General features: G+C 70.6%; 13 protein-coding genes. 7 read left to right on the top strand and 6 right to left on the bottom strand.

The window, feature by feature from the left end; genetic code table 11:
- Nucleotides 1-16 precede the first annotated feature (16 nt).
- The 4 genes from ABT254_RS24410 to galU form a co-directional block, all read right to left on the bottom strand.
- Entirely contained in the window at nt 17-523 is a 507-nt protein-coding gene (locus ABT254_RS24410) for a MogA/MoaB family molybdenum cofactor biosynthesis protein (protein ID WP_351473790.1), read from the bottom strand.
- Entirely contained in the window at nt 520-999 is a 480-nt protein-coding gene (moaC, locus tag ABT254_RS24415) for a cyclic pyranopterin monophosphate synthase MoaC (protein ID WP_030941990.1), read from the bottom strand. The genes ABT254_RS24410 and moaC overlap by 4 nt, the downstream gene beginning before the upstream one ends.
- Before the next feature lie 85 nt (nt 1000-1084).
- On the bottom strand, nt 1085-2407 hold the full coding sequence (glp, locus tag ABT254_RS24420) for a molybdotransferase-like divisome protein Glp (protein ID WP_351473794.1): 1323 nt from the start codon (nt 2405-2407) through the stop codon (nt 1085-1087).
- A gap of 5 nt (nt 2408-2412) precedes the next feature.
- Complete coding sequence (galU, locus tag ABT254_RS24425; protein ID WP_351473797.1) at nt 2413-3315, bottom strand: UTP--glucose-1-phosphate uridylyltransferase GalU; 903 nt, start codon at nt 3313-3315, stop codon at nt 2413-2415.
- Nucleotides 3316-3409: 94 nt separating this feature from the next.
- Between galU and ABT254_RS24430 the strand changes: the two genes are divergently transcribed.
- A complete protein-coding gene (locus tag ABT254_RS24430) occupies nt 3410-4024 on the top strand; it encodes a 5-formyltetrahydrofolate cyclo-ligase (RefSeq protein ID WP_351473800.1) in 615 nt (204 codons plus the stop codon).
- Nucleotides 4025-4079: 55 nt separating this feature from the next.
- Here ABT254_RS24430 and ABT254_RS24435 read toward each other — a convergent pair whose 3' ends face one another.
- Nucleotides 4080-6854: a penicillin acylase family protein gene (locus ABT254_RS24435; RefSeq protein WP_351473803.1), complete on the bottom strand. Its 2775-nt coding sequence runs from the start codon at nt 6852-6854 to the stop codon at nt 4080-4082.
- Nucleotides 6855-7093: 239 nt separating this feature from the next.
- Between ABT254_RS24435 and ABT254_RS24440 the strand changes: the two genes are divergently transcribed.
- The 6 genes from ABT254_RS24440 to mscL all read left to right on the top strand — a co-directional run bounded on the left by ABT254_RS24440 (nt 7094) and on the right by mscL (nt 12751).
- Nucleotides 7094-8635, top strand: a complete 1542-nt coding sequence (locus ABT254_RS24440; protein ID WP_351474115.1) for a potassium/proton antiporter — start codon at nt 7094-7096, stop codon at nt 8633-8635.
- A gap of 277 nt (nt 8636-8912) precedes the next feature.
- The gene (locus ABT254_RS24445; RefSeq protein WP_351473806.1) at nt 8913-10175 is read left to right on the top strand and encodes an MFS transporter; all 1263 of its coding nucleotides are present in this window, start codon (nt 8913-8915) and stop codon (nt 10173-10175) included.
- A 67-nt stretch (nt 10176-10242) separates the two neighbouring features.
- Nucleotides 10243-10548, top strand: a complete 306-nt coding sequence (locus tag ABT254_RS24450; RefSeq protein ID WP_344402258.1) for an FmdB family zinc ribbon protein — start codon at nt 10243-10245, stop codon at nt 10546-10548.
- 98 nt (nt 10549-10646) lie between these two features.
- Nucleotides 10647-11480, top strand: coding sequence for an S-methyl-5'-thioadenosine phosphorylase (locus ABT254_RS24455; RefSeq protein ID WP_351473809.1), 834 nt, complete (start codon nt 10647-10649; stop codon nt 11478-11480).
- 173 nt (nt 11481-11653) lie between these two features.
- Entirely contained in the window at nt 11654-12199 is a 546-nt protein-coding gene (locus ABT254_RS24460; RefSeq protein ID WP_351473811.1) for a CpaB family protein, read from the top strand.
- Nucleotides 12200-12292: 93 nt separating this feature from the next.
- On the top strand, nt 12293-12751 hold the full coding sequence (gene mscL, locus ABT254_RS24465) for a large conductance mechanosensitive channel protein MscL (RefSeq protein ID WP_351473814.1): 459 nt from the start codon (nt 12293-12295) through the stop codon (nt 12749-12751).
- A gap of 19 nt (nt 12752-12770) precedes the next feature.
- Here mscL and ABT254_RS24470 read toward each other — a convergent pair whose 3' ends face one another.
- The gene (locus tag ABT254_RS24470) at nt 12771-12953 is read right to left on the bottom strand and encodes a hypothetical protein (RefSeq protein ID WP_351473816.1); all 183 of its coding nucleotides are present in this window, start codon (nt 12951-12953) and stop codon (nt 12771-12773) included.
- Nucleotides 12954-13053 lie beyond the last annotated feature (100 nt).

Below are 13053 nucleotides of genomic sequence, written 5' to 3' on the forward strand. Positions count from 1 at the left end.
GGCCAGGATGGGCTGTTCAGCTCGCACCCCCACTGGTGGAGCCGGGTCTGGGGTGGTCGCCGCCGCGGATCTGGTCGACGGCGTGGACCAGGACGGGTTCCAGGACGGCGAGTCCGTCCTTCACCCCGCCGGTGGAGCCCGGCAGATTGACGATCAGTGTGCTTCCCGCCACTCCGGCCAGGCCCCGGGAGAGCGCGGCGGTGGGCACCTTGTCCCGTCCGAACGCCCTGATGGCCTCGGCGATGCCCGGCACCTCGTGGTCGATGACCGCGCGCGTGGCCTCGGGCGTGCGGTCGGTGGGCGAAAGGCCGGTGCCGCCGGTGGTGACGATCACGTCGTACCCGGCGTCGACGGCGGCGCGCAGGGCGGCCTGCACCGGATCGCCGTCGGGGACGACCTGCGGCCCGTCGACGGCGAAGCCGAAGCCCTTCAGGCCGTGGGCGATCAGCGGGCCGCCCTTGTCCTCGTAGATCCCGGCGGCCGCCCTGTTGGAGGCGGTGACGACCAGAGCGCGGTACGTCATGTCCGGCTCCAGTCGCCCGACTTGCCGCCCGTCTTCTCCTCCACCCGAACGTCCGTGATGACCGCTCCCTTGTCGACCGCCTTGACCATGTCGATCACGGTGAGCGCGGCGACGGAGACGGCGGTGAGGGCCTCCATCTCGACGCCTGTGCGGTCCGTGGTCTTGACAGTGGCCAGGATCTCGACGGCGTCGTCCGCGACCGACAGGTCCAGTTTCACACCGGACACCGACAACGGGTGACAGAGCGGGATCAGGTCCGGGGTGCGCTTGGCGCCCATGATGCCCGCGATGCGCGCGGTGGCGAGGGCGTCGCCCTTGGGGACCCCCTCGCCGCGCAGCAGCTCGACCACTCGGGGCGAGACAAGAACGCGTCCGCTGGCGCGGGCGGTGCGCGCGGTCACGTCCTTGCCGGACACGTCGACCATGCGGGCGGCGCCCGCGTCGTCGATGTGGGTCAGTCGATCGTCCGTACTCATTGGCTGTGTGGCGCTCCCGTCCGGGCCCTCGCGGTGCGGCGCGTGGGTCTGTTGTGCGCGACACGGTATCGCGGGCCGGGAGCACTCAGCCGAGCAGGACGACCTCGACCTCGGAGCCGGGCTCGACGGACTCCACGTCCTCGGGGACGACGATCAGCGCGTCCGCGTGCGCGAGGGCCGCGACCAGGTGGGATCCGGCGCCGCCGACCGGGGTCACCGAGCCCTCGGTGTACGTCCCGCGCAGGAACTGTCTGCGGCCCTTCGGCGAGGTCAGCGCCTTGCCGGCGGTGAGGGTCGCGCGGGTGCGCGGCCGGTGCACGTCGTCGAGTCCCATGAGGGTGCGGATGGCGGGGCGGACGAAGAGCTCGAAGGAGACGTACGACGACACCGGGTTGCCGGGGAGGGCCAGCAGCGGGGTGTGGTCGGGGCCGATGGAACCGAAGCCCTGGGGCTTGCCCGGCTGCATGGCCAGCTTGCGGAACTCGATGCCGCTGCCCGGCTCGTCCTCGTCGCCGACGTACGACAGGGCCTCCTTGACCACGTCGTACGCACCGACGCTCACGCCCCCCGTGGTGACCAGGAGGTCGGCGCGGACGAGCTGGTCCTCGATGGTGGAGCGGAGGGTCTCCGCGTCGTCGGCGACGGCGCCCACCCGGTAGGCGATGGCGCCGGCGTCGCGGGCGGCGGCGGTGAGGGCGAAGCTGTTGGAGTCGTAGATCTGGCCGCTGCCCAGTTTCTCGTCGGGCTGGACGAGTTCGCTGCCGGTGGACATGACGACCACGCGCGGGCGGGGGCGCACGCGTACCGTGCCCCGGCCGATCGCGGCGAGCAGGGCGATCTGCGGCGGCCCGAGGACCGTGCCGGCCTCGAGGGCGCGGTCGCCGGACTTCACGTCGCTGCCCTTCGCGCGAACGTGCGCGCGTGCCTCGGCCGGGCGGTACACGTGCACATGTCCCTCGGCGCCCTCCGGGGCCAGGGAACGGGCGCGCATACCGGTCGCCGGGCCCTCGCCAAGGCCGCCGTCGGTCCACTCGACGGGGACGACGGTCTCCGCGCCGGGCGGCAGCGGAGCGCCGGTCATGATGCGGGCGGCCTGGCCGGGGCCCACATGGAGCAGGTCGGCCTGGCCCGCCGCGACGTCACCGACGACGGCCAGGACGGCGGGGAACTCCGCGCTCGCGCCCGCGACATCCGAGACCCGCACCGCGTACCCGTCCATGGAGCTGTTGTCGAACGGCGGCAGGGAGACGGGCACCGTGACGTCCTCGACCAGGACGCAGCCCTGGGCGTCGAGGATTTGCAGCTCGATGGGTTCCAGGGGGCGGACGGTCGTGAGGATGTCCTCCAGGTGTTCGTCCACCGACCAGAGGTGGTCCCGGCCGGTGGTGCGGGGCGCGGCGCTGCTCAACGTTGCTACATCTCCTCGGCTACGTAACTGCGAAGCCAGGTCCGGAAGTCCGGGCCCAGGTCTTCACGTTCGCATGCGAGTCTGACAATGGCACGCAGGTAGTCCCCGCGGTCGCCGGTGTCATAGCGGCGGCCCTTGAAGACGACGCCGTGCACCGGGCCGCCGACCTTCTCGTCCGCGGCGAGCTGCTGGAGGGCGTCGGTGAGCTGGATCTCGCCGCCGCGGCCGGGCTCGGTCTTGCGCAGTATGTCGAAGATGTGCGGGTCGAGGACGTAGCGGCCGATGATCGCGTAGTTGGACGGGGCGTCGGCGGCGGCCGGCTTCTCGACCAGGTCGTGGACCTTGACCACGTCGGCGTCGTCGGTGGGGTCGACGGCCGCGCAGCCGTAGAGGTGGATCTGCTCGGGTGCGACCTCCATGAGCGCGATGACGCTGCCGCCGCGCTGCTCCTGGACCTCGACCATGCGCGCGAGGAGCGGGTCGCGCGGGTCGATCAGGTCGTCGCCGAGGAGAACGGCGAAGGGCTCGTGGCCGACGTGCGGGGCGGCGCACAGCACCGCGTGGCCGAGGCCCCTGGGGTCGCCCTGCCGCACGTAGTGCATGGTCGCGAGGTCGCTGGACTCCTGGACCTTGGCGAGCCGGCCCGCGTCGCCCTTCTTCTGGAGGGCGGACTCGAGCTCGTAGTTGCGGTCGAAGTGGTCCTCCAGGGGGCGCTTGTTGCGGCCCGTGATCATGAGGACGTCGTCGAGGCCGGCGGACACGGCCTCCTCGACCACGTACTGGATCGCCGGCTTGTCGACTACCGGCAGCATCTCCTTGGGAGTGGCCTTGGTGGCCGGCAGGAACCTGGTACCGAGGCCTGCTGCGGGGATGACAGCCTTGCTGATCCTGGGGTGCGACTGGGTCATGGCGGCAACCTTATCCGGTGCCTTTGCAGGGAATCTGAGGCTCCGGTTAATTGGCTCTCATATGAGCACATATGGAAGGGTACGGGTGCGACCTATGAGTCACATCGGGCGTGCTACCGAGGCTGACAAGCGAATGTTGCGGCGAGAGCTCCTCGCGGTGAGAAACAGATTGACGGCCGATGACGTGCGGGAATCCGCGGCCGCGCTGGCCGGTCGCGCTCTGGAGCTGCCGGAGCTGGCGCATGCGCGCACGGTGGCGGCGTACGTCTCCGTGGGGAGCGAGCCGGGGACGCTCGCGCTCCTGGACGCGCTGCGCGAGCGGGGCGTGCGCGTCCTGCTTCCCGCCCTTCTGGCGGACAACGATCTCGACTGGGGCGCCTACAGCGGGGAGGGCTCCCTCGCGCGCATCCAACACGGCGGGAAAATGGCCCTCTTCGAGCCCGCCGGCGAACGCCTGGGACCGGACGCGGTGACCGGCGCGGACGTCGTGCTGCTGCCCGGTCTCGCCGTCGACGCCCGCGGGATGCGGCTGGGGCGCGGCGGAGGGTCGTACGACCGCGTCCTCACGCGTCTGGAGCGTGCGGACGCCCACCCCGCGCTGGTGGTGCTGCTGTACGACTCGGAGGTCGTCGGGCATGTCCCGGAAGAGGCGCACGACCGGCCGGTGCATGCGGTGGTGACGCCGTCGGGGGTCCGGCGGTTCACATGAGAAGTGCCCTCCACGCGCGCGTGGAGGGCACTTTTCCGTGAGTGGGGCCGGTGGCTCAGGGCTTCAGGACCAGGGTGTCGCTCGTGTTGTCGTCGACGGCCTTTTCCGAGAAGTTCCAGTCGAGCAGTTCGCCCTTGACCCACTTGCTCGTCTGGTCGGTGTAGTGGGCGCTGTAGGCGTGTCCCGAGGCGCCGGTGAGGTTGATCCACTTCGACTTGTCGAGGTCGTCGAGGTTGACCACCATGCGCATCGACGGCACCCAGACGACGCCGTAGCCGCCCGCCGCGTTCCAGCCGGTGGCGTTGACCGTCGCCTCGCCGCCGCTGAGCTTCCAGGGGCCGCGGTTGAGGACGTACTTCACGAAGGCCGGGCCGTCGGTGCCGAGGGTCTGGTTCTTCAGGAACAGGCGGTGCAGCCGGCCCCAGCTCCAGGTGTCGATGTCCTTGCCCAGCTTGGCCGTCAGCTCCCAACGGGCGTCGATCATGGCGCGCTTGAACAGGTCGTCGCGGTTGTCGCTCGCCCCGGGCCGGGTGAGCGACTTGGGCGTGGACCACCAGTCGCTCTTCTGGTCGTCCAGGAGGTTGCGGACGACCTCGAACCAGCGGTCGCCGCCGTCCGGCTGCGCCTGGTCGGCGGCGCGCTCGCCGCACTCGCGCACCTTGTTCGTCTCGTCCGCGGGCCCGGTGCTGTTGACGGGATCGACCCACAGGCACTGGCCCTCGACCCGCAGTTCCTTGGGCAGCTTGTTGCCGAAGGCCAGCTTGAGGATGTTGCGCCAGACCGAGTTGAAGTAGGCGGCCGCCGCCGAGTCGGCGTCCTGGGTGTAGTCCCAGCCCTCCAGGAGGTCCTGCGCCTCACGGACGGCCTTCGCCCCGCGGACGTCCTTGTCCGTGATGTCGATCTTCAGCAGCTTGGGCACGAGCAGCTTGGCGATCTCGCTGCTGTTGTCCAGCTGCATCTGGCGCATGTCGTCGGTGGAGATCTTGCCGCCGCCCCTGATCTTCGACTCGATCAGGTCGGTGATGCGCTGGCTGCGCGTGCCGTAGCCCCAGTCCGTGGTGAGCGTGTAGGGGTACTTGTCCTTGTCGACCACCGCCTGGTTGGCGGTGACGATGTAGCCGCGCTGCGGGTTGAACTCGTAGGGCAGTGCGGCCTTGGGGATGTACCCGGTCCACTTGTAGCCGGAGTCCCAGCCCGGCGCCGGGATCGAACCGTCGTCCTTCTTCGCCCGCGTCGGGATCTTTCCGGGCAGTGTGTAGCCGATGTTGTTCCTGTCGGCGTAGACGAGGTTCTGCGAGGGCACGTCGAACAGGGCGGCCGCCGAGCGGAAGTCGCTCCAGTCCGCCGCCCTGTCCATGGCGAAGACGGCGTCCATGGACGTGCCGGGGTCGAGCGCGGTCCAGCGCAGCGCGATGCCGTAGCCGTCGCCGCGGTCGGGTGCGGCGGTGTTGACGGTGGCCTTCTTGCCGACCGTCACGAGCTCGTCGTCGCGGTCGGAGAGCAGGGGCATCCCGTCGGCGGTCTGGCGCACGACGATCGTCTTGGACTTGCCGCCGGCGACCTTGATGGTCTCCTCGCGGGTCTTGAACGGCCGCACCGTGCCGTCGTAGAGGTAGCCGTCGCCGGAGACCTTCTCCAGGTACAGGTCGGTGACGTCGACACCGGAGTTGGTCATGCCCCAGGCGATGTTCTGGTTGTGGCCGATGACCACGCCGGGCATGCCCGCGAAGGTGTAACCGGTCACGTCGTACTGGCACTTGCTGGAGACCGTGCGGCAGTGCAGGCCCATCTGGTACCAGACGGACGGCAGCGAGGCCGACAGGTGCGGGTCGTTGGCCAGCAGCGGCTTGCCGGTGATGGTGTGGCTCCCGGCGACGACCCAGGAGTTGGAGCCGATGCCCTGGCCGTTCACGCCGACGGCCGTGGGCACGTTGTCCAGGACCTTGTAGAGACCCGACAGCTGGCTCGTCAGGGCCGAGCCGGTCGCGCTGCTCGTGGAGGCACCGGACGTGCCGGACGCACCGCTCGTGGAGGAGCCGCCGTTCTGCTCGAACGTCTTGGTGAGCGCGTTGTACTGGCCCTCCTGGACGATCGCCTTGTTGCGGCTGTACGGGTAGTCCGGGTACAGGTCGGCGATCTGCTTGGGGCCGAGGCGGCTGGTCATCAGGGCGCGGTCGATCTCGTCCTGCATGTTGCCGCGCAGGTCCCAGGCCATCGCCTTCAGCCAGGAGATCGAGTCGACCGGGGTCCACTGCGCCGGCTTGTAGTCGTTGACGAAGCCCAGGGCCGCGTACTCCAGGGAGATGTCCTCGCCGTCCTTGCCCTTCAGGTAGGCGTTGACTCCCTTGGCGTACGCCTGGAGGTACTTCTTGGTGGAGTCCGACAGCTTGGTGTCGTACTCCTTCTTCGCCACCCGGTCCCAGCCCAGGGTGCGCAGGAATTCGTCGTTCTTGACCTGGTCCTTGCCGAACATCTCCGACAGCCGGCCGGAGGTCATGTGGCGGCGCACGTCCATCTCGTAGAACCGGTCCTGCGCCTGGACGTAGCCCTGCGCCATGAACAGATCCTCGTCGGAGGAGGCGTAGATCTGCGGGATGCCGTTGCCGTCGCGCTTCACGTCGACGGGTCCTGACAGGCCGTCGAGCGTGATCGATCCCTTGGTCTGCGGGAACGACGCGCGGACGGTGCTGATGGACCAGTACGCCCCGTAGGCGATGCCTCCGATGATGGCCAGGACCAGTACCAGCACGACCAATCGGGCTTTGCGCCCCTTCTTCCTGCCGGACTTGCCGGGCTTGTCACCCGTTGTGGCGGTGATGTTGGGGGGCATCGCTGTCCTTGCTGTCCTAACGCGAGCGGCAGGCGGGCTGTGACGTTGAATGAGCGCTGGAGCAACCATAGGCGCAGGGCCCCGCGCCCCTTGACGCGGAGTCTGGAACGAGACGGGGCGGGCGTTCGATCTTGCCTCGGCGAGCGTCAAGAAATCGTCAAGAGTTAGGTAAGGTAACGAAGTACTTGGGTGCGGAGTTTCTCGGCTTCGTGTCCTATGTACGTGAGCTCCCGCGCGGGATGCGCGTGAGCCAGGGAAGGGAACGGCCGCTGACTGTCCACCACCTCAACCAGCTTCTGCTCGTCTGCTCGCTCGTCCTGCTCGTCGCCGTGGCAGCGGTCCGGATCTCCTCGCGCAGCGGGCTCCCCAGCCTGCTCGTGTACCTGGGGATCGGGGTCCTCATGGGCCAGGACGGGATCGGCAACATCCACTTCAACAATGCCGAGCTGACCCAGGTCATCGGATACGCGGCCCTCGTCGTGATCCTGGCCGAGGGCGGTCTGGGCACGAAGTGGAAGGAGATCAAGCCGGCCCTGCCGGCCGCCTCCGCGCTGGCACTGGGCGGGGTCGCGGTGAGCGTCGGGGTCACGGCATCGGCCGCGCACTTCCTGATCGGGCTGGAGTGGCGGCAGGCGCTGATCGTCGGGGCGGTGGTCTCCTCCACGGACGCGGCGGCGGTCTTCTCGGTGCTGCGGAAGATCCCCCTGCCCGCGCGCGTGACGGGCACGCTGGAGGCCGAGTCCGGCTTCAACGACGCCCCGGTGGTCATCCTGGTGGTCGCCTTCTCCACGGCCGGCCCGGTCGACCACTGGTATGTGCTGCTGGGCGAGATAGCGCTGGAGCTCGCCATCGGCGCGGCCATCGGTCTCGCGGTGGGCTGGCTCGGCTCCTGGGGGCTTCGGCACGTGGCGCTGCCCGCCTCGGGCCTCTACCCGATCGCGGTGATGGCGATCGCCGTCACCGCGTACGCGGGCGGCGCGCTCGCGCACGGCAGCGGCTTCCTGGGCGTCTATCTCGCCTCGATGCTGATGGGCAACGCGAAACTGCCCCACTGGCCCGCCACCCGCGGTTTCGCCGACGGACTCGGCTGGATCGCCCAGATCGGCATGTTCGTCCTGCTCGGCCTGCTGGTCACCCCGCACGAGCTCGGCGACGACGTGGTGCCCGCGCTCGTCATCGGCCTGGTGCTGACCATGGTGGCGCGCCCGCTGAGCGTGGTGCTGTGCCTGACGCCGTTCCGGGTGCCGTGGCAGGAGCAGACCCTGATGTCCTGGGCCGGGCTGCGCGGCGCGGTCCCCATCATCCTGGCGACGATCCCGATGGTGCAGGGCGTGGACGCCAGCCGTCGCATCTTCAACATCGTCTTCGTGCTGGTCGTGGTGTACACCCTGGTCCAGGGGCCGACGCTGCCCTGGCTCGCCGGCAAGCTGCGGCTGGGCGAGGACGCCGAGGCCGCCGACCTCGGCATCGAGTCCGCCCCTCTGGAGCGGCTGCGCGGGCATCTGCTGTCCGTCGCGATCCCCGAGGGATCGAAGATGCACGGCGTCGAGGTGGCCGAGCTGCGGCTGCCGGCCGGCGCCGCCGTCACCCTGGTCGTCCGCGAAGGAAAATCGTTTGTCCCCCTGCCCACGACGGTGCTGCGGCGCGGCGACGAACTGCTCGTCGTCGCCACGGACCCGGTGCGCGACGCGGCCGAGCGGCGACTGCGCTCGGTCGGCCACGGCGGCAAGCTGGCCGGATGGCTCGGGACGAACGGGGCGGGAGCGGGGTCCGGGCGTTAATGGCGTGTTTCGTACGATTCACACCCTGAGTAATCGCAGGTGAACCTCCCCCATGGTGCTCGTATTCACAGGCACAGCAACCAATGATCCCTGTAGGATGAAGGCGCACCCAGATCGAACCAACTCTGCCTGACGCAGAGCTGGCGCGACCGTATGGCGGCCGCGACGTCCCTAGGCAGTGGACGCCGGTATCTACCGCAGTTCCGCGCAAGAGGACAGCTCTCGGCGCCGCCCGAAAAAAGGGGCCGCGCTACCAGGCGGCAGAAAGGCACGGGCCGTGGCATCCACGGTCACCTCCCGCCCGGGCTACGGACAGCTGCTGCGCACCCGCGGCGCCTGGACGTTCCTGCTCCCCGGCTTCGCGGCACGCCAGCCGTTCGCGATGCTCACCATCTCCATCGTGCTGCTCGTGCAGCACACCACAGGCTCCTACGGCGCGGCGGGCGCCGCGGCGGCCGTCACCGGCGTCTCCATGGCCCTGTTCGCGCCCTACAGCGGCCGTCTCGCGGACCGCTACGGACAGCGCGCCGTGCTGCTCCCCGGCGTGCTGCTGCACGCCCTGTCGGGCCTGACCCTCACCGCGCTGGCGCTGGCCCACGCGCCCCTGTGGGCACTGTTCGCGGCGGCCGTGCCGACCGGCGCCTCGGTGCCCCAGGTAGGCCCCATGGTCCGCGCCCGCTGGGGCGTGAGGCTCCAGGGCTCGCCCCTGATGACCACCGCGGCCGCCTTCGAGTCCGTCACGGACGAGCTGACCTTCGTCTTCGGGCCACTGCTCGCCACCGCCCTGTGCACCGCCGTCACCCCGGCCGCCGGCCTGGTGACCGAGGCCTCGCTGACGCTCGTCGGCGGTCTGCTGTTCGCCGCGCAGAAGAGCACGCAGCCCGAGGTCGGCGCGACCGGGCACGCGCGCGTGGAGCACGCCTCCGCGCTGCGCGTCCCCGGTGTGCGCGTTCTGATCGTGGCCTTCCTGGGCATCGGTTCCGTCTTCGGCGGCATGCAGGTCTCGCTGGCCGCGTTCACCGAGTCGATCGGCGAGCCCGGCCTGAACGGCGTCCTCTACGGCGTCTTCGCGGCGGGCAACATGCTCTCCGGCATCGTCTGCGGCGCGGTCGCCTGGAAGGTGGCCCCGCAGCGGCGGCTCGTCCTCGGGTACGGCGCCCTCGCCCTGGCGGCCTCCGGCCTGTGGGCCGCCCACTCGGTGCTCGTGCTGGCCGGCCTCGGCCTGCTCGTCGGCATGTGCATCGCGCCCGCCCTGATCACCGGCTACACGCTGGTCGAGGGCCTGGTCCCGGCCGGCGCCCGCACGGAGGCCTTCACCTGGCTGACCGGCGCGGTGGCACTCGGCCAGGCGGCGGCCGTCACGGTCGCCGGACAGCTGGAGGACCGCTTCTGGGGCGGGGCCGGATTCCTGGTGCCGATGGCCGGTACCGTACTGGCGCTGACGACCCTCCTGGCCCTTCGGTCACGGCTCGTGGCACGCCCCCGCAGCCTGACCGTCGCACGTGGCGTCGGTCACCGAGTGCCGGTGACGGTGGACTGATCCTCAGGAATACGTCACTATAGACGCTCGTTAGCACTCATTGAGTGAGAGTGCCAGGAGGAAGACAGTGCCCACCTACCAGTACCAGTGCACCGAGTGCGGCGAGGGCCTCGAGGCGGTGCAGAAGTTCACCGACGACGCTCTGACCGAGTGCCCCAACTGCGGTGGCCGCCTGAAGAAGGTGTTCTCCGCGGTCGGCATTGTCTTCAAGGGCTCCGGTTTCTACCGGAACGACAGCCGCGGCTCCTCTTCGAGCAGCTCGCCGGCGTCGAAGTCGTCGACGTCCACCTCGTCGTCGGCCCCGTCCTCGTCGTCCTCGGACTCGAAGCCGTCGAGCACCGGGACGACCTCCAGCAGCAGCTCCGCCGCCTAGGACCCGCTCACGGGACCCTGTCGTCGTCCGACGGCAGGGTTCTCGTCGTCTCCGGATCCCCCTCTCCGCACGCCGTCCGCGCCCGATACTGTGCGGCCATGGCGAACGCAGAGATCGGTGTAATCGGCGGCTCGGGCTTCTACTCGTTCCTCGACGACGTGACCGAGGTCCAGGTGGACACCCCTTACGGGCCGCCCAGCGACTCCCTCTTCCTCGGCGAGATCGCCGGCCGGCGGGTCGCCTTCCTGCCCCGCCACGGACGCGGCCACCATCTGCCGCCGCACCGGATCAACTACCGCGCGAACCTGTGGGCGCTGCGGTCGCTCGGCGTGCGCCAGGTGCTCGGCCCCTGCGCGGTGGGCGGGCTGCGCCCCGAGTACGGGCCGGGGACGCTGCTCGTGCCGGACCAGCTGGTCGACCGTACGAAGTCCCGGGTGGGGACGTACTTCGACGGGCTGCCGCTGCCCGGCGGCACCATCCCCAACGTGGTGCACGTGTCCCTCGCCGACCCCTACTGCCCCGTCGGACGAGCTGCCGCCCTGAAGGCCGCGCGCAGCCGGGACTGGGAGCCGGTGGACGGCGGCACGCTGGTCGTGGTCGAGGGGCCGCGCTTCTCCACCCGCGCAGAATCGTTGTGGCATCAGGCGCAGGGCTGGTCGGTGGTCGGTATGACGGGCCATCCCGAGGCGGCGCTCGCCCGTGAACTGGAGCTGTGCTACTCGACGATGACGCTGGTCACCGACCTCGACGCGGGCGCCGAGACCGGTGAGGGCGTCTCGCACGACGAGGTGCTGCGGGTGTTCGCGGCCAATGTGGACCGGCTGCGGGGCGTGCTGTTCGACGCGGTGGCCGCGCTGCCGTCGGACGAGGACCGGGACTGCCTGTGCACGAGCGCGCTGGGCGGGATGGACCCGGGGTTCGAGCTGCCGTAGCGGGAGCCGGGGGAGCCTCGGGCGGTTCGGGATTTCGGAACTCCCCGTTCCGGTGAGGGAGTTGTCCACAACCCGTCGGTAGTCCACCGGCGTCGGCGGAGATCGCCGCGAGGCCTCATCGTGGGCCTGCAAGGCGATTCCTCGACGACTCCTCGATGCAGGTGGTGATTGGCATGTCCCTCCCTCCCCCGCCGTTCTTCCCCTCCCCTTCCGCCCCGCGCCCGCCCGGCACCGACACCCCTGCCACCTGCGAGGTCCCGCACTTCGCTCCCGTGCGGGTGCGCGGCGGACGGTATCGGCTACGACGGCTCGTACGGCACCGGAGGCGGGCCGTGGCCGCGGGCCTCGCGGTGACCGCGGCCGCGCTGGTGGCGGCGGGGCCACGCACCTCCGGCCCGGCGCGCGGGCATCCGGTGGCGGATCCCCTGCGGAAGCACCGCGCCGTCGAGATGGTGGCCGCACCGGTGCGGATCGCCGACGGAGCCACGGTCCGGCTGCTGCGGCCCGGCGACCGGGTGGACGTCGTCGCCGCCCGGGAGACGGCGACGGGAGGCGACGCCCGCGTGGTCGCGCGCGGGGCGCGGGTGACCAGGGTGCCCGAGCCCGTGGACGAGGGGGCCGACCGCGGGGCGCTGGTCGTGCTCTCGGTTCCCCGTTCCACCGCGGCGCACCTCGCCGGCGCGAGCGCGACGGCGCGGCTGGCGGTGACGGTGTGCTGATCCACCCACCCGGACGGGCAGGGCGGTCCCGCGGTGCCGTAGGTTGCGGAACTGTTTGTTCCCCAACCTGTGCGTGCGAGAAGAGGACCCGAGGTGAGCGAGAAGAAGGAGCCGAGCATCTGGCAGGGCTTCAAGGCCTTCCTGATGCGCGGGAACGTCGTCGATCTGGCGGTGGCGGTGGTGATCGGCGCCGCGTTCACCAACATCGTGAACTCGGTGGTGAAGGGGCTCATCAACCCGCTGGTCGGGGCGATCGGCACCACGAACCTCGACAACTACAAGTCGTGCCTGAGCGAGTCGTGCCCGGGCGACCACGGGATCCAGCTCATGTGGGGCTCGGTCCTCGGCGCCACCCTCAGCTTCGTGATCACGGCGGCCGTCGTCTACTTCCTGATGGTGCTGCCCATGGCGAAGTACCTCGCCCGCGTGGAGGCCCGCCGCAAGGCGCGGGAGGGCACCCACGAGGTGATCGAGGTGACCGAGCTGGAAGTGCTGAAGGAGATCCGCGACGAGCTGGTCGCACAGCGCGGGGCCGGGCGCAACGGGCAGTAGCGGCGGCGGCCCGCGCGGTTCAGAGGTGGTGGGGCGGCTTCTCGTCGAGGAAGCGCTTCAGGTCGGCCGCGGAGTCCCCGTCGGAGCGCGGCCGCTCGCCCCAGCCGCGGTCGGTGTCGTCCGAGGACTGCTGGTCCAGTGGGTCGTCGAAGATCAGCGCGGGCTTCGGAGCGCGCGGCTCGGGGGCGGGGGCGGAGGTCATGCGTCCAGGGTACGGCCCCGGGGGCGCCCGCCGGCCGGGTCGCGTCGGTGGCCCGGCCGGTGTGCGGGCCGTGCGGGGTGAGGGCGGGTACGTGGCTGCC

Source organism: Streptomyces sp. NPDC001137 (genome assembly GCF_040298885.1).
Classification (GTDB): domain Bacteria; phylum Actinomycetota; class Actinomycetes; order Streptomycetales; family Streptomycetaceae; genus Streptomyces.